The following is a 17197-nucleotide window of genomic DNA, read 5'->3' on the forward strand; positions in this document are numbered from 1 at the left end:
GCCATTGCGGGGCGAGTCGTTTCAAGCCGGAGAGCACCAGAACTGCCGGCCGCATCGACATCAGCCCCTTCGGCTTCGGCCGCGACAAGAGCTGCTCGACCGGAAAGGCGCCCAACATTGCCGAAGTGTGAAGACCCCATGAAGGAGCCGGCTCAGGCCGTCAACTAAGTTGCTGAAACCGAAACGACTTGCCATCAATGGATACGGCCGAATCGGCCGCTGCTTCCTGCGTGCGCTGCTGGAATCCCCGGTCGCGCACCCACTGCAGGTGGTTGCCATCAACGAGCCGGCCAACCTTGACAGCATGGCCTACCTGACGCGCTACGACTCGACGCACGGCCGTTTTCCCGGCCTCGTCGAGGCGGTGGACGGCAAGCTGCTGATCGACAACCACGCCATCCGGGTCAGTCACGCCCGGACGCCGGAAGAAGTCGATTGGCGTGACATCGACCTCGTCGTCGAATGTTCCGGCGCCTATGGCCGGCGCAACGAACTGACCCGCTTCGTCGATGCCGGCGCCCCCCGCCTGCTCCTGTCGCACCCGGGCGCCAGCGCCGACGACGTGGACGCGACGATCATTGCCGGCATCAATCAGGATAGCCTGACCGGCGATGAAAAACTGGTTTCGGCCGCCTCCTGCACGACCAACGCCATTGTCCCGCTGCTCGACCTGCTCGACCGCGAGGTCGGTATCGAGCAGGCCCTGCTCAGCACCCTGCATTCGGTGATGAACGACCAGCCGCTGATCGACGGCTACCACCATGACGACCTGCGCCGCACACGTTCGGCCATGCAGTCGATCATTCCGGTATCGACCGGCCTGGCCCGCGGCGTCGAGCGCCTGCTGCCGCAACTGGCCGGCCGTGTACAAGCCAAGGCGATCCGCGTGCCGACCACCAACGTCTCGGCCATCGACCTCACCATCAGCACGCAGCGTCCGGTCTCGGCCCACAGCATCAACCAGCTGCTGGCCAATGCCACGCGCGGCCCGCTCAAGCGCCTGGTCGCCTATTCCGAGGCGGCGCACGCCTCGATCGATTTCAACCACGACCCCCATTCGGCCATCGTCGACGGCAGCCAGACGCGTACCGCCGGCACCCATCTGGTCAACCTCTTCGTCTGGTTCGACAACGAATGGGGCTTCGCCAACCGCATGCTCGAAGTGGCCGGCCATTGGTCGCGACTTTGGCAAACGCGCTGACCACAGAATCCAACCTAACCAAAACTCAGGAGATAACCCATGAACGTCATCAAGCTGACCGACCTCGATGTTTCCGGCAAGCGCGTCTTCATCCGCGCCGACCTCAACGTGCCGCAGGACGAAGCCGGCAACATCACAGAGGACACCCGTATCCGCGCCTCGCTGCCGTCGATCAAGTACTGCCTGGAAAAGGGCGCCGCCGTCATGGTCACCTCCCACCTCGGCCGCCCGACCGAAGGCGAACTGACCCACGAAGACAGCCTGATGCCGGTTGCCGTACGCCTCGGCCAGATGCTGCACACCTCGGTGCGCCTGATCACCGACTGGGTCGATGGCGGCTTCGAGGTCAAGCCGGGCGAAGTCGTCCTGCTCGAAAACTGCCGCGTAAACAAGGGCGAGAAGAAGAACAACGACGAACTGGCCCAGAAGATGGCCAAGCTGTGCGACATCTACGTCAACGACGCGTTCGGTACCGCGCACCGCGCCGAAGCCACCACCCACGGCATCGCCAAGTACGCCCCGGTCGCCTGCGCCGGCATCCTGATGGGTGCCGAGATCGATGCCCTGTCCAAGGCCCTGCACAATCCGAAGCGCCCGCTGGTCGCCATCGTCGGCGGCTCCAAGGTGTCGTCCAAGCTGACCATCCTCAAGTCGCTGGCCGACAAGGTCGACCAGCTAATCGTCGGCGGCGGCATCGCCAACACCTTCCTGCTCGCCGACGGCAAGCGCATCGGCCAGTCGCTGGCCGAGCCGGACCTGGTCAAGGAAGCCCATGCCATCATGGACATCATGAAGGAGCGCGGCGCCGAAGTGCCGCTGCCGACCGACGTGGTCGTCGCCGACGAAGTCTCCGCCCTGGCCCGCGCCAACAAGATTTCCGTCGATGATGTTCACGCCAACGACCGCATTCTCGACGTCGGCCCGAAGACCGCCGCCAAGCTCGCGGAGATCATTGCCAACGCCGGCACCATCGTGTGGAACGGCCCGGTCGGCGTCTTCGAGCTGCCGCAGTTTGCCGGCGGCACCAAGATGATGGCCTCCGCCATCGCCCACTCCGAGGCCTTCTCGATCGCCGGCGGCGGCGACACGCTGGCAGCCATCGCCAAGTTCCACATCCACGACGACGTCGGCTACATCTCGACCGGCGGCGGCGCCTTCCTCGAATTCCTCGAAGGCAAGACCCTGCCGGCGATCGCCATCCTGGAAGAACGCGCGGCGAAGTAAGGAATGTCCCGGCCGCCCCTATCCATCGGGGCCGGCCGGGAAAAAATCATAAGCAAACCCCAGCAGGGAGACAAAAATGTCCCGCCATACCAAGATCGTTGCCACGCTCGGCCCCGCCTCGTCGTCCCAGGATGTTCTCGAACGTCTGGTGCAAGCCGGCATTGATGTCGTCCGCATGAACTTCTCGCACGGTACGGCCGAGGACCATAGGGCACGCGCCGAAGGCATTCGTGCTGCCGCGGCCAAGTACGGCCGGACCGTCGGCATCCTCGGCGACCTGCAAGGTCCGAAGATCCGGGTCGGCAAGTTCGAGAACAACAAGATCACGTTGGGCATCGGCGACTCCTTCATCCTCGACGCGGCCTGTCCGCTCGGCAACCAGGAGCGCGTCGGCCTCGATTACAAGGACCTGCCCAAGGACGTGGCCAGCGGCGACATCCTGTTGCTCGACGACGGACGCCTGAAGCTCGAGGTGCTGGTCGTCCATGGCAACGAAATCCACACCCGCGTACTGGTCGGCGGCGACCTGTCGAACAACAAGGGCATCAACCGCCAGGGCGGCGGCCTGACCGCGCCGGCGCTGACCGCCAAGGACATGGACGACATCAAGACCGCGGCGCAGATCGGCGTCGATTTCGTCGCCGTCTCCTTCCCCAAGAGCGCCGCCGACATGTACATGGCCCGCCAGCTGCTGCGCGCCGCCGGCAGCCACGCCGTGCTGATCGCCAAGATCGAGCGCGTCGAGGCCATTACCAACCTGTCCGAAATCCTCGATGCCTCCGACGGCATCATGGTCGCCCGCGGCGACCTGGCGGTCGAAGTCGGTGACGCCAGCGTCCCGGCCCTGCAGAAGAAGATGATCCGCATGGCGCGCGACCGTAACAAGCTCACCATCACCGCCACGCAGATGATGGAATCGATGATCTCGTCGCCGGTGCCGACCCGCGCCGAAGTCTCCGACGTCGCCAACGCGGTTCTCGACGGCACCGACGCGGTGATGCTGTCGGCGGAGACGGCGAGCGGCAAGTACCCGGTCGACACCGTCGAATCGATGGCCCGCATCTGCATCGAGGCCGAACGCTCCGCCGAGGTTACCCTCGACCGCGAATTCCTCGACCGCGTATTCACCCGTATCGACCAGTCCATCGCCATGGCGGCCATCTGGACCGCTCACCACCTCAAGGTCAAGGCTATCGCGTCGCTGACCCAGTCCGGCTCGACCGCCTTGTGGATGAGCCGCATCAACTGTGGCGTGCCGATCTACGCGCTCACCCCGGATGCCGACGCGGTTGCCCGCATGGCGCTGTACCGTGAGGTCTGTCCGTTGCAGATGACCCAGCAGCATAGCGACCGCGACCGCCTGCTGGCCGAGGCGGAGCAACTGTTGATCGACCGCGGCGTCGTCGAGAAAGGCGACCTGATCGTGCTCACCATCGGAGAACCGATCGGTACCGCCGGCGGCACCAACACGCTGAAGATCGTCCGCGTCGGCGAGCACCAAATCAACTAAAATAGATAATTCACAGATAGACATTACTGCACAGGAGTTCCCATGCCGCTCGTTTCCATGCGCCAACTGCTCGACCACGCCGCCGAAAACGGCTACGGTCTGCCCGCCTTCAACGTCAACAACATGGAACAGGTCTGGGCCATCATGGAAGCGGCCAACCAGGTCGACGCCCCGGTCATCATGCAGGCCTCGGCCGGCGCCCGCAAATACGCCGGCGAGCCCTTCCTGCGCCACCAGATCCTGGCCGCCCTCGAAGCCTACCCGCACATCCCCATCGTCATGCACCAGGACCACGGCCAGTCGCCGGCCGTCTGCATGGCCGCGATCAAGTCCGGCTTCTCGTCCGTGATGATGGATGGTTCGCTGCAGGCTGACGGCAAAAGCGTCGCCAGCTACGAGTACAACGTCGAAGTGACCCGCAAGGTCGTCGAATTCGCTCATTCCATCGGCGTTTCCGTCGAAGGCGAACTGGGCGTGCTCGGCTCGCTCGAAACCATGAAGGCCGACAAGGAAGACGGACACGGCGCCGAAGGCCACATGACGCGCGAAGACCTGCTGACCGACGTCGAGCAGGCCGCCGATTTCGTCAAGCAGACCAACTGCGACGCGCTGGCCATCGCCATCGGCACCAGCCACGGCGCCTACAAGTTCACCAAGAAGCCGACCGGCGACATCCTCGCCATCGACCGCATCGCCGAAATCCACGCCCGCATCCCGAACACCCACCTGGTGATGCACGGCTCGTCCTCCGTGCCGCAGGAACTGCTTGCCGAAATCCGCGAATTCGGCGGCGACATGAAGGAAACCTACGGCGTGCCGGTCGAGGAGATCGTCAAGGGCATCAAGCATGGCGTGCGCAAGGTCAATATCGACACCGATATCCGCCTCGCCATGACCGGCGCCATCCGTCGCTACCTGGCCGAGCATCCGGACAAGTTCGACCCGCGTGATTTCCTGAAGCCGGCCCGCGAAGCCGCCAAGAAAATCTGCGTAGCCCGCTTCGAAGCCTTCGGTACCGCCGGCAACGCCAGCAAGATCAAGGCAATCGGCCTCGACAAGATGGCCGAGCGCTATGCGAAAGGCGAACTGAACCAGATCGTTCGCTAAGCCGGGGCATACCCACCATGGAAAGGCCGCTGCATGCGGCCTTTTTCTTGCAACACCGCCGACCGACATTCCCGTTGCCAATACCCTTGCCAATGCGCCACGTCGCCGCATGATCCGGATTTCCGACCCGCACTTGCGCCGGATAGCAGCCGCCCTCTTCCTGGCAGCGCTGCTCGCCGTACTCTGGCGCTCGCCAGCCCCGGCGCCAACGGCTTTCCTCATCCCGGCACAAAAGACGGGCGACGGTGTACCGATGCCTCCGCAGCCCGGCGCACTGCCGGTTGCCGCGGCGACGGCCGGCCCATCCTCCCTGACGCAGCTGGCCGACGGACGCATCGCCATCGCCTGGCTGGGCGGCCCGGATGACGATGATTCGGCGGCGGCAATCTGGCTGTCGACACTGGGCCGCGACGGCTGGAGTCCCCCGAGCAGGGCACTCACCCGGGAGCACGTCGCGGCCGCCACCTTCATGCATTTGAACCGCCTGGGCCGCCCGGTGCTTCATGCCGAAGGCGGCTGGCTGCACTTGTGGGTCGAAGCGCTGCCTCTCGGTGCGTGGGCGGGGGGCAGCATCGTGCATGCGACGTCGACCGATGGCGGCCGAAGCTGGGGACACATTGAGCGACTCGCCACCTCGCCGCTCGGCGGCCTAGGCAGCGGCCTGGGCGGTTCGCCCCTTCCCCTGGCCGACGGGGGAATCGGACTGCCCGGCGACCTACGCTTGGCGGGCGGCACCAGTACCTGGCTCCGCCTGTCGGCGACCGGCACCATCGACGCCAAGGCCCGGCTGGCGAACGAGCATGCCAATCGGCAACCCGCCATCGCCGCACTCGACGAGCACCGGGCGCTGGCCATCGTTCGGGAAAATGCCGGCGAGTCGGGGCGCGCCAGCCTGCACACCGACAACGGCGGGGAAAGCTGGCGATCCGTCCCGCGCACCGATCTGCCCAACCCGGATGCACCGGTTGCGCTGCTCCGCCTGAACGGCGGCAATCTGCTCCTCGCCGGCAACCCACGGGAAGGCCGTGAGGCCCTGCAGCTATGGACATCCGGCGACGACGGAAAAACCTGGCGACCGGCGGGATCGGTCGAAGCGGCGGCCGACGGCGGTGCCGAATTCGCATTTCCCAGCCTGCTGCAATCCCGGGATGGGCGTATCCACCTAAGTTACACGTGGCGGCGCCAAGCCATCCGCCATGCCGCCTTCAACGAAGCCTGGCTGAACGGGGGGCGCCCGTGAATCTGAGCGCTGCTTACGGCCTGCTTGCCCACGCTCTGGTGTTCGGCGCCCTGGCCGCCTTGCTGCCGCTCGGCCCGCTGCGCCCACGCGCCGCGCTGGCCGCCACCGCCAGCGCGCTGCTGGTCGGTATCGCCCCCTTCATGTTGGCCATCTTCGGCCCGCCGTCGCTGACGCTTTTGCTGCTGGCACTACTGCAACTGGCTAACCGCACGCCGTCGCCCTTGTCGTATCGCCCGGCCCTGTGCCTGCTGGCCTTCGCCATTCCCTTCCTGCTGACGGCGCTCGGCTGGGGAGCGGTCGATCCGCATGCCCTCGGCTACCGCCCTGCACCGCTGGTTGCGGCGCTGCTGCCGCTCGGCCTGGTCTTGTGGTGGAAACGTCTCGATACCTGGCTGCTCATCCTGGCGCTCGACTTGCTGGCTTACGCCGGTGGCGTCTTCGCCAACTTGTGGGACGCCCTGCTCGACCCGCTGCTGATCCTGTTGGCTGCGACGGTTGTCGCGCGGCAGTGGATCGTGCGGATCATGGCCGCCAGACGGCGCTGAAGGCGCCTGTCCGCTGCCGCCAGCCGCTCTTCGCAACACCAACGAAATGAAGCTCGGCGGCCCTGGCAAGGCAGCCCCATGACGCCGAGGGTATTTTGTTAGCGCACCCTAGCGCGTCAGCGCCTCGCTGATCAGGCGGCGAATACTGCCGGCTTCGAAAGGTTTGTCGCAGACGGCGGAAACGCCGGCCCGTTCCACCGCCGCCAGACGCCCCATGTTCTGCTCGCTGGTCACCATCAGGATCGGCACCGCCGCCTGCCAGCTCTGGGTGCGGATGTACTCGGTCAGTTCGCGGCCATCCATTTCCGGCATGTTGTAATCGGTGATAACCAGATCGACCATCGTCGCCTGCAGCAATTCCACCGCCTCCTTGCCGTTCGTCGCCTCGCTGATGCGTTCGATACCCAATTCCTCAAGCAGGCGACGCAAGTGGCGGCGCGAGGCCAGGCTGTCATCGACCAACAGCACGCGCAGGCTCTCGATTTCCGTGGTGTCGATATCCTCGGGCGGGCTCAGGTAATCGGCCGCCGCATACAGGGCGCGGGACAACTGTTGTTCATTGAAAGGTTTGGCCACGATGCTGCAGGCGCCGGACTGACGCACCGGTTCCAGTACCTGCGGCCGGGTCTCGCTGGAAACGAGGATGAAGGGGACGGATTCCAGCGCCGATTCGGCGCGCATCGCCATCACCAGCTCCGTTCCCGCCAGATCGGGCAGGTAGAGGCTGCTGATAACCACAGTCCCTTCGTGTTCGGCGCGCAAGGCCGCCAAGGCCGCGCTGGCCGTCTCGACAACCCGGACCTGGCGGGCGCCCTGATGCGCCAGCATGCGGCGCACCAAGTTGGCCTGCATGGACGACGGCTCGACGAGCAGGACGGACAATTCGGCCAGTGAGGTAATCATTGCCATGCGACCACTCCGACGCTAAAGGGAATGATCGCACTATAGCAGCGCCCCAAGGCATTTCATGCCATGGGGCGTGGGGTGATCAAGCGCGCAGTCGGGCAGCGATTGCCGCAACACGCTGACCATAGGCCTTGGCTGTATCGAGATCGCCCTGCGGCACCTCGTCGACACCGGCATCGGACGGCGAACGCACCAACAGGCCGACCGAGCCGCCCAAATGGTTGCTGTCGCTGGGGGTCGCCGCCTTGGTATTGGACGGCAGCATGCCGAGGCTAACCCACAGGCCGCCATGCTGGGAGGCCAGGGTCTGCAACTGGATCATCGTCGCCCCCTTGTCGCCAACCGGGCTGGCGCTATTGGTGAAGCCGCCGAAAACCTTGTCCTGCCAGGCACGGACGTACCAGTTCTTGGACGAGGCATCGGCGAATTTCTTGAACTGCCAACTCGGGCCGCCCATGTAGGTCGGTGTGCCGAAGATAATGGCGTCGGCGGCGTTCAGTTTGTCCCATCCGCCTTCAGGCAGATTGCCTTCGGCATCGATGGCGAGCAGTTCGGCACCCGCCCCTTCGGCGACGAACTGGGCGACGCGCTGGGTGTGACCGTAACCGGAGTGATAGACGACAACTGTTTTGCTCATGGCAATTCCTTTCGGGAAACTTTAGGGGGTTAATCGTTGGGGGGAAGGTCGAACAACAGGATTTCCGCTTCTTCTTCGGCGACAAAGCGCAGTTCGCTTTCATCAGCGATCTTGGCACCATCGCCGCTGGCCAGGGCCTGGCCGTTGAGTTCGAGGCGGCCACTGACCACCTGCACATAGGCCAGTCGCTTCGGGCCGAGCGTCGCGACGAGCGTTTGTCCGGCCGACAGCACGCTGGCCCATAGCCGGGCATCCTGGCCGATGGTGGTGCTGCCGTCGGCGCCATCCGGCGACGCGACCAGCCGCCAGCGACCGCGCATCGCCTCGACCGGCAGCGCCTGCTGCTCGTAGCTGGCCGGAGTACCGAGCGCCGCCGGTTCGATCCAGATCTGCAGCAGGTGGGTTTCCTCGTTCGGCGAGGGGTTGAATTCACTGTGCAGGATGCCCTTGCCGGCGCTCATGCGCTGCACTTCGCCGCGCCGGATGATCCCGCCGTTGCCCAGGCTATCCTGGTGCTCGAGCGATCCGGAGAGAATGTAGGTGACGATTTCCATATCACGATGGCCATGGCGCCCGAAGCCCGTGCCCGGCGCGACGCGGTCTTCGTTGATCACGCGCAGCGTACCCCAGCCCATCTCGGCCGGGTCGTAGTAGTCGGCGAAGGAAAAGCTGTGCTTTGCCCGCAACCAGCCGTGGTCGGCTTGGCCGCGTTGCTCAGAAGGTCGCACGAGGATCATGAAAATTCCTTTGTGAATTGATCGTATAGCTTTGTTTCCATAATAGGCCTAGAGTTCTATCCATATAAGCGAATAATTTAGGCACTATCGTTCAATAAATTTCACATGAAAATCTCTTTCGAACTCCTGCAAATACTCGATGCCATCGAACGCCACGGCAGCTTCACGGCGGCGGCAGCCGCCCTGCATCGCGTGCCATCGGCGCTGTCGCACGCCATTGCCAAGCTGGAAGACGAACTGGGTGTTACGCTATTTCTGCGTCAGGGCCGCCGTGCCACGCTCAACCCGGCCGGCCGCACCCTGCTCGAAGACGGCCGCCACCTGCTGCGCGCCGCCAGCGATCTCGAACGGCGCATCCAGCGCATTGCCGACGGCTGGGAGGCCGAGCTGCGCATCGCGCTCGATGCGATCATCCCGGTCGAGCGCTTGTTCCCGTTACTTGAAGAATTTTATGCAGCGGGCCAGCCGACGCAGATCCGGATCAATTCGGAAGTGCTGGCCGGCACCTGGGACGCACTGATGACGGGGCGTGCGGACCTGGCCATCGGCGCCCCCGGCGATCGGCCGGCGATCAGCGGCATATCGAGCCGCCCGCTGATACGGCGTACGGAATTCGTTTTCGCGATTGCACCGAAACACCCCCTGGCGGCCTGGGAAGGCCCCATTCCGCACGACGAACTGCTGCGCCACCGCGCCGTGGTCATCGCCGATACGTCGCGCGAGCTCGACGCCCGGACCGTCGGCTTGATCGAGGGACAGGACACCTTGCGCGTCCCGGACATCCGCGCCAAGGCCAGCGCCCAGATCGCCGGACTGGGCGTCGGCCACCTGCCGCGCTGGATCGCGGCCCCCGAGATTGCCGCCGGCCGCCTGGTGGAGAAGCAACTGGCCGATCCGCGCCACGAACTGCCGATCAATATCGCCTGGCGTAACCGGCAGGAAGGGCTCGCGCTAACCTGGTTTCTGGAAAAACTGGGCGAGGAAACAACGATGCAGCAGCTGACTTATCAGCTGTAAACCTTCGGTCGATGCTGCCGGAGATCGACGCCTAGGTCGCCTCGGCCCAGTCGATGATGGCCTGCCATTGCTCCAGGTCACGCTCGGCCCGCGAACGGGGCAGGTCGAACAAGGTCATGCCGGCCGCCGTCGCCTGGACGTAAACCTGCGTATCGCGCAGATAGGCCAGCACCGGCAGCTCGAAGGTCGCGAAGAAGCGTTCCAGCTCGCCGGCGGCGCGGGTCCGCGCATCGACCCGCATGCCGATCACCGCGACATCGGCCTTGCCCTTGCGCACGGCCTTTTCGGACAGCAATTCGGTCAGGAAATGGCGGGTCGCCAACATATCGAACATCGACGGCTGGACCGGCACGATGACCCGCGTCGACAACTTGAGCACCCGTTCCAGCATCTTGCCGTGCAGCCCGGCCGGGGTATCAAGGACGACATGGGTCGTCCCCTTGGGCGGGCGGGCGATGTTGTCGTGGCCGATCTCCCAGGTGTCGATGGTCGGCAACTCGAATGGCCGGATACCCAGCCATTCGCGCGACGACTGCTGGCGATCGATGTCGCCGAGCATGACCTCATGGCCCTGGTTGGCGAAATAGCCGGCCAGGTTGGTGGCCAGCGTGCTTTTGCCGGAGCCCCCCTTGGGGTTGGCGACGAGAAAGGCTTTCATGCCTGCGATTCCCTTTTTTGCAGGATGCCGCGCACCAGATTGACGTGTTCGCGCAGCGTGTAGACAAGGTCGGTGAAACCCAGCGGCACGTGCAGCTCGGCGGCCTCTTCGTCGAGCGCGTCGAGACGGCTCCGGTAGTCGTCCAGCTTGGCCGGATCGAAGTGACTCTTCAGGTCGTCTTCAAGGAACTTCAGCTCACCGTAGCAGCGGAACACCTTGGAACGGACGCGCCAGGTATAGATCGCCGGCGCCACCTTGAGCAGCGGAATGAGCAACGCGAAGATGGGCACCAGCAGGACGATCAGGCGGTCGGCAAGAACCGCCAGCCAGAACGGCAGATAGCGCTGGAGGAAGGGCGGTCCCGACTTGTAGTAGCGCGCCGCATCCGGAGAAAGCGGCAGCATCGGGTCCTTGTAGGCCGGAAATTCGCCCGCATCCTGGAAAAAACCGCTCTTGCCGTGCACCTCGGTGGCCGCCTGCAAGAGCAGCGTCTGCAGCGCCGGATGCAGGTCGTCGCGGACGATCAGGTTGGCCGTCGGGGCCAGCACCTTGATGTCTTCCGGCGGGAAGTCACGCACCAGGTCGGCCACGCCATGCGGGAAAGTCAGCTTGGTCAGGAAGGGGAAACGCCGCTGATAAGCGCCGGACTGGGAAAAGCTCATCAGCTTGACGCCCGGCGAACGCAACAGCACCTGGACGACCGGCGCGTGCTCGGCGGCGATGATGAAGGCCGCATCGATGCGCCCCTGCTGCAACTCTTCCGCCGCCTTGAGACCGGACAGCGGCACCAGATGGTCGCCGGCCGGAATGTCGTTCGCCTGCAGCAGCTGCTGGGCCAGCTGGCGAACGCCCGAGCCCTCCTGGCCGATGGCGATGCGCTTGCCGCGTAGGTCGGTCAGCCGCGTCATTTCCTTGTCGCTCCGGTAGAAAACCCACACCGGCTCGTAGAAGACACTGCCCAGCGATAGCAGACCCGAATCGTCCTCGGCATCCGGATCGCTCTTCGGCTCGACGACGCCGCCCTGGACGAAACCGATCTGCGCCTCGTCCTTTTTCAGGCGCTCCAGGTTTTCCAGCGACCCGGCGGAGGCCTTGACCTCAAGCGTGATGCCGTTCTTGGCCAGAATCGCCGCGTAGCGCTGGGCAAACTGGTAGTAGGCGCCGGCCTGGCCGCCGGTCGTGATGACGATGCGTTTGGGCGGCGCCGGCTCGACGAACTGGAAGGCGACGACGAAGCCAACACCGACGATCAGGATGATCCACCAAGCGGTGGCAAACAGGTCGCGCAACGACAGGAGTCCGGCTTTGATCTTGGCCATCATGGAAGGAGCAGGGTTGAGCCGGTCGTCTTGCGCGCCTCGAGATCGCGGTGGGCCTGAGCAGCCTCCTTCAGGGCGTAGGACTGATGCACCTCGACCCGGACCTGGCCCGAGCCGACCACGCCGAACAGCTCATCGCCAAGAGCCACCAGGTCGGCGCGCTTCGCGGTGTAGCTCATCAACGTCGGTCGGGTAACGAACAGCGAGCCCTTCTGCGACAGCTGGATCAGGTCGAGCGGCGGCACCGGCCCGGAGGCGTTGCCGTAGGAAACCATCATGCCCATCGGCCGCAGGCTGTCCAACGAACCGGCGAACGTGTCCTTGCCGACCCCGTCGTACACCACCGCCACCCCCTCGCCGCCGGTGATCTCGCGCACCCGGGCGGTGAAATTCTCGGTGCTGTAGTTGATCACATGGTCGCAACCGTGTGCTCGGGCCAGCGCGGCCTTGGCCGGCGAGCCGACGGTGCCGATGACCAGCGCACCGAGCGCCTTGGCCCATTGGGTTGCCAGCAGGCCGACGCCGCCAGCGGCGGCGTGAATGAGCACCGCGTCGCCAGCCTGGACGCGAAAGGTACGGCGCAGCAGGTAGGCTGCCGTCAGCCCCTGCAGCATCATGGCTGCACCGGTTTCGAAGCCGATGCCGTCGGGCAGGCGCAGCAGGCGGTGCGCCGGAATGTTGCGCACCTCGGCATAGGCACCAAGCGGTCCGCCGGCATAAGCGACCCGGTCGCCGACGCGGACCTCGTCCACGCCCTCGCCCACCGCCTCGACGATGCCCGCCCCCTCGAGGCCGATGCCGGAAGGCAGCGGAACGGGGTAGAGGCCGGTGCGATGATAGACGTCGATGTAATTCAGGCCCACCGCATGGTGGCGGACGCGTGCCTCGCCGGGTGCCGGCGCGGCGAGATCGACCGCGTCCCAGGAAAGCACATAGGGGCCGCCGGTCTGGTGGATACGTATGGCGTGGGGCATGGCTATCTCCGCTGAAGTCGAGAGTGCGAGGTTATCACCGCGCCGACCATCCATCCACCATCAACGCCGCGGACGGCAAGTGCTGTCAGCTGCCGGAAATGCGCACCCAGAGGATGCCCAACCACTCGTGCAGGGCGTAATAGGAGTTATGCAGCGCCGATGCGGACGGGAAGAGGCTGCCTGCCTCGAACCCGGTGCCATTTTTTGAAACGAAATGCGTCGGCGCCGGAATCACCTCGAATCCTTGCGCCTCGAACAACAACCGGGCACGCGGCATGTGAAAGGCCTGGGTCACCAGCACGATGCGCTTGATACCTTCCGGGACGAGCATCCGCGCGGAAAGCGCGGCATTGCCCGCCGTATCGAGGCTGTCCTCTTCGCGCCAGCGTACGGCCACGCCGAATTCATTCTCGAGGATGGCAGCCATCGCGGCAGCCTCGGATGACTCCGCCGGGAGAGGACGCCCGCCGCTGACCAGTACCGGCAATTGCGTGTCGCGGGCCAGCTGTGCGCCGCGCCGGATACGCACCAGCGTGCGCTCGCTGGCGGTTTCGCCGCCGAATTCGGCGACGGGTCGAATCACACCGCTGCCCAGCACGACAATCGCCTGTGCCCCGGCAGTTTCCGGCGACCAGGCGCCGGCGCGATCCTCCAACGTGCCCATCAAGGCCGTGCCGACCGGCGGCAGCGATTGCAGCAGGAGCAGGAGGGCGCCCAGCACGGCCAGCGCCAATGCCCAGCGCCGGCGACGCCCGAGCCAGGCCAGGCCTAGCAAGGCCAAGCCGTTGCCCGGCGGCAGCAGCAGGCTGGAAAGCAGCATTTTCAGGAACCCGGCAAGCGTCATCGCCTGCTCCACACCGGCAGCTGCCTCACACCGGCGTCAGCTTGGCGTATTCGAGCGACAGCCACTTCATGCCGGCCGCACCACCGAAATTGACCTGCACGCGCGCGTCGGCACCGCGCCCCTCGGTCGACACGATGACGCCGACGCCGAACTTGGCGTGTTCGACCGTCTGGCCGACACGCAGACCGGATGCCGCTGCCGGTTCAGCATAACCGCCGCCGAATGAACCGTAGGCCGGCACCGACGAGGCCGCCTCGGCTTTCTTGTTCAGCTTGCGCATCAGACCTTCCGGAATTTCGTCGAGGAACGACGACGGCATGCAGTAGCGGGTCTGGCCATGCAGCATACGGGTCTGCGCGCAGGACACGTAGAGCCGCTGCCGCGCCCGGGTCACCGCCACGTACATCAGCCGGCGCTCTTCCTCCAGCCCGTCCTTGCCTTCGTTGACCGAGTTCTCGTGCGGGAACAGGCCCTGCTCCAGCCCGGTGATGAAAACCACGTCGAACTCCAGTCCCTTCGCGGCATGCACCGACATCAGCTGCACCGCCTCCTGGCCCTCGCCGGCCTGGTGCTCGCCGGCCTCCAGCGAGGCGAGGGTGAGGAAGGAGACCAGCGCGCCGCCTTCGCCAATGGCACCTTCGTCATCGACAAAGGTGGCGGCGGCATTGATCAGCTCGTCGAGGTTTTCCAGGCGATCCTGGCCTTCCTTCTCGGTCCGGTAATGCTGGGCGAGGCCGGAGCGCTCGATGACATGCTCGACCATTTCCGGTAACGGCAGCCCCTCGGTCTCCTGGCGCAGGGTTTCGACCAACCGGATGAAGGCGCCGACCGTCTGTCCGGCCTTGCCGGTCAGCGAAGCCGCCGCGTTGTACAGGCTGCTGTTGCACTGATGCGCCACGGCCTGCAGGTTTTCCAGCGAGCGGGCGCCGATGCCGCGGGTCGGGAAATTGACGACGCGCAGGAAGGCCGTGTCGTCATCCGGATTGCCCAGCAGGCGCAGATAGGCCAGCGCATGCTTGATTTCCTGGCGCTCGAAGAAGCGCAAGCCGCCATAGACCTTGTAAGGCACGCTCTTGGTAAACAACTCGTTCTCGATCACCCGCGACTGCGCATTGGAGCGATAGAGCACGGCAATCTGCGTCGGCGACACGCCGTCACGTACCAGCTCGCGGATTTCCTCGACCACGAAACGCGCCTCGTCGAGGTCGGAGTAGGCCTCGAAGGCGCGAATCGGCTCGCCTTCGCCGGCATCGGTCCACAAGTTCTTGCCCAGGCGCTCGCGGTTGTTCTTGATGATGGCATTGGCGGCGGCCAGGATATTGCCCTGCGAGCGGTAGTTCTGCTCCAAGCGGATGATGTTCGGGCCGGCGTACTCCCGTTCGAAATCGCGCATGTTGCCGACCTCGGCGCCCCGGAAACGATAGATCGACTGGTCGTCGTCGCCCACGGCAAAGACATTCGCCCCGCCACCGGCCAGCAACTTCAGCCAGGCGTACTGCAACACGTTGGTGTCCTGGAACTCGTCGACCAGGATATGGCGGAAGCGCTGCTGGTAGTGCGCCCGCAAGGGCTCGTTGCGCTGCAGCAACTCATAACAGCGCAGGAGCAGCTCGGCGAAGTCGACCACCCCCTCGCGATTGCATTGCGCCTCGTACTCGGCATAGATCTCGACGCGTTTCTGCGTGTAGTTGTCGTACACCTCGGCCTGCCCGGCGCGGATACCCTGCTCCTTGTGGGCATTGATGAAATGGCACAGTTCGCGCGGCGGATATTTCTCGTCGTCGATATTCAGGTTCTTGAGCAGGCGCTTGACCATGGCCAGTTGATCGGCCGAGTCAAGAATCTGGAAGGTCAGCGGCAGCCCCGCCTCGCGATAATGAGCCCGCAGCAGGCGGTTGCAGAGGCCGTGGAAGGTGCCGATCCACATGCCGCGCACATTGATCGGCACTAGCGACGACAGGCGCGCCGTCATCTCCTTGGCCGCCTTGTTGGTGAAGGTCACAGCCAGGATGCCGTGCGGCCCGACCTGGCCAGTCGAAATCAGCCAGGCGATGCGGGTGGTCAGCACGCGGGTCTTGCCGCTCCCGGCTCCGGCAAGGATCAGCGCATGGACGGACGGCAGGGTGACCGCCTGTAGTTGCGGTTGGTTCAGATTATTCAGCAGATCGGACATATTGGATGAACTAGGGGGCTGCCGTCAGGGTGCGGACAGAAGGACGAAGGATACCAGCCCCCGCACCCGAAGCACGCAGCCACCCGGCGAAAGCATGAGCCGTTGCCGCCCCCGCACAAAGACAGAAGGCGCAAATCACGCCGCGCCTTCTGTTGGCTACTCACTCAAATATCATCCCGAGGTCCGGAGGAGACGGTACTGCCTCGCACCGAAAGCAATCAGCCTTTCTCGACCACCTGGCGGAGTTCGTGCATTGCCTCCCGCAAGCGCGTTGCCAGGCGCGACATACTTTCCCATTCCGCCTTGCCTGCGCTGTCCAGCCCCGCCACATGATTCTTCAGGAAGATGACCTGCACATTGGCCAACTCGATCTGTTGCTTGAACTTGGGATTGGACGAACCAAATTCGGACATCTGCTCCTCGACCATCACGAAACGGTCGAGCAGCGATTGCAAGGTCGTCTTGACGGCCGCCGACTTGTATCCCGCGTGATAAACAAAGTAATTGCGTGCGATTCGCTGGATCAGCATTTCCTGGCGTCCGATCAGGTGAATCACGTCGGCCTTTCCCTTTTGATCGGAGGCCAGCGAATCCGCCAATTTTTCCGAGGTCGCCAACAGCTTGTCATTCTTCGGCAGCAATGCGGCCAACCCCTCCTTGCTTGGCGTCGAGCTAACCTGTCGCAGCATGTCAGACCAAGTGGCATCCAACTCCGCCAACAATGCCTGCTGAGCAGGCGCCAAGGGCTCCTTGCTCAAGCGGTCGATGTTTCCCGAAACCAGCGCAACCGCCTCTGCCTTGCGAAGACGCGACTTCTCCGCTTCGACATCCAGCAGTATCTGCACATACAGCCGGAAGACCCGCTGCGTCTGCTCCAGCAGATCATCCGCCAACTCAAGGCGACGCCCGACGGAATCCCCCTTTACCTGGACAACGCCTTGCTTGGAGGCCTGAACCCCCTGAGCGGCAACGGGGCCCGCCATGCACAAACTCAAAAACCCGCACGCTACCCAACGCATTCCAAACATTCGCATATAACCCCCTAATTATTTTCTTAACTACCGCGGAGCACTCTAGCGCAAGCGGCATCAAAAATCGTCAGGAA

The 17197-nt window shown here is 64.6% G+C and carries 16 protein-coding genes; 7 read left to right on the forward strand and 9 right to left on the reverse strand.

The window, feature by feature from the left end:
* Window positions 1-169: 169 nt before the first annotated feature.
* The 6 genes from AB6Q56_RS14895 (at window position 170) to AB6Q56_RS14920 (ending at window position 6827) form a co-directional block, all read left to right on the forward strand.
* Window positions 170-1201, forward strand: a complete 1032-nt coding sequence (locus tag AB6Q56_RS14895; RefSeq protein ID WP_434513864.1) for a type I glyceraldehyde-3-phosphate dehydrogenase — start codon at window positions 170-172, stop codon at window positions 1199-1201.
* Window positions 1202-1240: 39 nt separating this feature from the next.
* Entirely contained in the window at window positions 1241-2425 is a 1185-nt protein-coding gene (locus tag AB6Q56_RS14900; RefSeq protein ID WP_434513865.1) for a phosphoglycerate kinase, read from the forward strand.
* A gap of 76 nt (window positions 2426-2501) precedes the next feature.
* Window positions 2502-3935: a pyruvate kinase gene (gene pyk / locus AB6Q56_RS14905; protein WP_434513866.1), complete on the forward strand. Its 1434-nt coding sequence runs from the start codon at window positions 2502-2504 to the stop codon at window positions 3933-3935.
* Between the two features lie 42 nt (window positions 3936-3977).
* The gene (fba, locus tag AB6Q56_RS14910; RefSeq protein ID WP_434513867.1) at window positions 3978-5042 is read left to right on the forward strand and encodes a class II fructose-bisphosphate aldolase; all 1065 of its coding nucleotides are present in this window, start codon (window positions 3978-3980) and stop codon (window positions 5040-5042) included.
* A gap of 109 nt (window positions 5043-5151) precedes the next feature.
* Entirely contained in the window at window positions 5152-6282 is a 1131-nt protein-coding gene (locus AB6Q56_RS14915; RefSeq protein WP_434513868.1) for an exo-alpha-sialidase, read from the forward strand.
* A complete protein-coding gene (locus AB6Q56_RS14920) occupies window positions 6279-6827 on the forward strand; it encodes a hypothetical protein (RefSeq protein ID WP_434513869.1) in 549 nt (182 codons plus the stop codon). Before AB6Q56_RS14915 ends, AB6Q56_RS14920 begins: the two co-directional genes overlap by 4 nt.
* Window positions 6828-6935: 108 nt before the next feature.
* Here the strand turns inward: AB6Q56_RS14920 and AB6Q56_RS14925 are convergent, their stop codons facing one another.
* The 3 genes from AB6Q56_RS14925 to AB6Q56_RS14935 all read right to left on the reverse strand — a co-directional run bounded on the left by AB6Q56_RS14925 (window position 6936) and on the right by AB6Q56_RS14935 (window position 9107).
* Window positions 6936-7736, reverse strand: coding sequence for a response regulator (locus AB6Q56_RS14925; RefSeq protein ID WP_434513870.1), 801 nt, complete (start codon window positions 7734-7736; stop codon window positions 6936-6938).
* A 79-nt stretch (window positions 7737-7815) separates the two neighbouring features.
* Window positions 7816-8370, reverse strand: a complete 555-nt coding sequence (locus AB6Q56_RS14930; RefSeq protein WP_434513871.1) for a flavodoxin family protein — start codon at window positions 8368-8370, stop codon at window positions 7816-7818.
* Window positions 8371-8399: 29 nt separating this feature from the next.
* A complete protein-coding gene (locus AB6Q56_RS14935) occupies window positions 8400-9107 on the reverse strand; it encodes a pirin family protein (RefSeq protein ID WP_434513872.1) in 708 nt (235 codons plus the stop codon).
* A 105-nt stretch (window positions 9108-9212) separates the two neighbouring features.
* On the opposite strand from AB6Q56_RS14935, the gene AB6Q56_RS14940 reads away from it, so the two are divergent.
* Entirely contained in the window at window positions 9213-10124 is a 912-nt protein-coding gene (locus tag AB6Q56_RS14940; protein ID WP_434513873.1) for a LysR family transcriptional regulator, read from the forward strand.
* Window positions 10125-10155: 31 nt separating this feature from the next.
* Here the strand turns inward: AB6Q56_RS14940 and AB6Q56_RS14945 are convergent, their stop codons facing one another.
* The 6 genes from AB6Q56_RS14945 to AB6Q56_RS14970 form a co-directional block, all read right to left on the reverse strand.
* The gene (locus AB6Q56_RS14945) at window positions 10156-10782 is read right to left on the reverse strand and encodes an AAA family ATPase (protein WP_434513874.1); all 627 of its coding nucleotides are present in this window, start codon (window positions 10780-10782) and stop codon (window positions 10156-10158) included.
* The gene (locus AB6Q56_RS14950; RefSeq protein ID WP_434513875.1) at window positions 10779-12104 is read right to left on the reverse strand and encodes a TAXI family TRAP transporter solute-binding subunit; all 1326 of its coding nucleotides are present in this window, start codon (window positions 12102-12104) and stop codon (window positions 10779-10781) included. The genes AB6Q56_RS14945 and AB6Q56_RS14950 overlap by 4 nt, the downstream gene beginning before the upstream one ends.
* Window positions 12101-13075 carry a quinone oxidoreductase family protein gene (locus AB6Q56_RS14955; RefSeq protein WP_434513876.1) on the reverse strand — a complete coding sequence of 325 codons (975 nt, stop codon included), beginning with the start codon at window positions 13073-13075 and terminating at the stop codon, window positions 12101-12103. The genes AB6Q56_RS14950 and AB6Q56_RS14955 overlap by 4 nt, the downstream gene beginning before the upstream one ends.
* Window positions 13076-13160: 85 nt before the next feature.
* Window positions 13161-13919, reverse strand: a complete 759-nt coding sequence (locus AB6Q56_RS14960) for a YdcF family protein (RefSeq protein ID WP_434513877.1) — start codon at window positions 13917-13919, stop codon at window positions 13161-13163.
* Window positions 13920-13944: 25 nt separating this feature from the next.
* A complete protein-coding gene (locus AB6Q56_RS14965) occupies window positions 13945-16092 on the reverse strand; it encodes a UvrD-helicase domain-containing protein (RefSeq protein ID WP_434513878.1) in 2148 nt (715 codons plus the stop codon).
* A gap of 218 nt (window positions 16093-16310) precedes the next feature.
* A complete protein-coding gene (locus tag AB6Q56_RS14970; RefSeq protein WP_434513879.1) occupies window positions 16311-17075 on the reverse strand; it encodes a hypothetical protein in 765 nt (254 codons plus the stop codon).
* Between the last annotated feature and the right edge of the window lie 122 nt (window positions 17076-17197).

It is taken from the genome of Dechloromonas sp. ARDL1, assembly GCF_051122455.1.
Lineage (GTDB): Bacteria > Pseudomonadota > Gammaproteobacteria > Burkholderiales > Rhodocyclaceae > Azonexus.

Excerpts from the sequence above, each read along its gene's own strand:
- AB6Q56_RS14900 (WP_434513865.1), top strand. The coding sequence starts at position 1,241 with ATGAACGTCATCAAGCTGACCGACCTCGATGTTTCCGGCAAGCGCGTC.
- pyk (WP_434513866.1), top strand. The coding sequence starts at position 2,502 with ATGTCCCGCCATACCAAGATCGTTGCCACGCTCGGCCCCGCCTCGTCG.
- fba (WP_434513867.1), top strand. The coding sequence starts at position 3,978 with ATGCCGCTCGTTTCCATGCGCCAACTGCTCGACCACGCCGCCGAAAAC.
- AB6Q56_RS14915 (WP_434513868.1), top strand. The coding sequence starts at position 5,152 with ATGATCCGGATTTCCGACCCGCACTTGCGCCGGATAGCAGCCGCCCTC.
- AB6Q56_RS14925 (WP_434513870.1), bottom strand. The coding sequence starts at position 7,736 with ATGGCAATGATTACCTCACTGGCCGAATTGTCCGTCCTGCTCGTCGAG.
- AB6Q56_RS14930 (WP_434513871.1), bottom strand. The coding sequence starts at position 8,370 with ATGAGCAAAACAGTTGTCGTCTATCACTCCGGTTACGGTCACACCCAG.
- AB6Q56_RS14935 (WP_434513872.1), bottom strand. The coding sequence starts at position 9,107 with ATGATCCTCGTGCGACCTTCTGAGCAACGCGGCCAAGCCGACCACGGC.
- AB6Q56_RS14940 (WP_434513873.1), top strand. The coding sequence starts at position 9,213 with ATGAAAATCTCTTTCGAACTCCTGCAAATACTCGATGCCATCGAACGC.
- AB6Q56_RS14945 (WP_434513874.1), bottom strand. The coding sequence starts at position 10,782 with ATGAAAGCCTTTCTCGTCGCCAACCCCAAGGGGGGCTCCGGCAAAAGC.
- AB6Q56_RS14950 (WP_434513875.1), bottom strand. The coding sequence starts at position 12,104 with ATGATGGCCAAGATCAAAGCCGGACTCCTGTCGTTGCGCGACCTGTTT.
- AB6Q56_RS14955 (WP_434513876.1), bottom strand. The coding sequence starts at position 13,075 with ATGCCCCACGCCATACGTATCCACCAGACCGGCGGCCCCTATGTGCTT.
- AB6Q56_RS14960 (WP_434513877.1), bottom strand. The coding sequence starts at position 13,919 with ATGACGCTTGCCGGGTTCCTGAAAATGCTGCTTTCCAGCCTGCTGCTG.
- AB6Q56_RS14965 (WP_434513878.1), bottom strand. The coding sequence starts at position 16,092 with ATGTCCGATCTGCTGAATAATCTGAACCAACCGCAACTACAGGCGGTC.
- AB6Q56_RS14970 (WP_434513879.1), bottom strand. The coding sequence starts at position 17,075 with ATGGCGGGCCCCGTTGCCGCTCAGGGGGTTCAGGCCTCCAAGCAAGGC.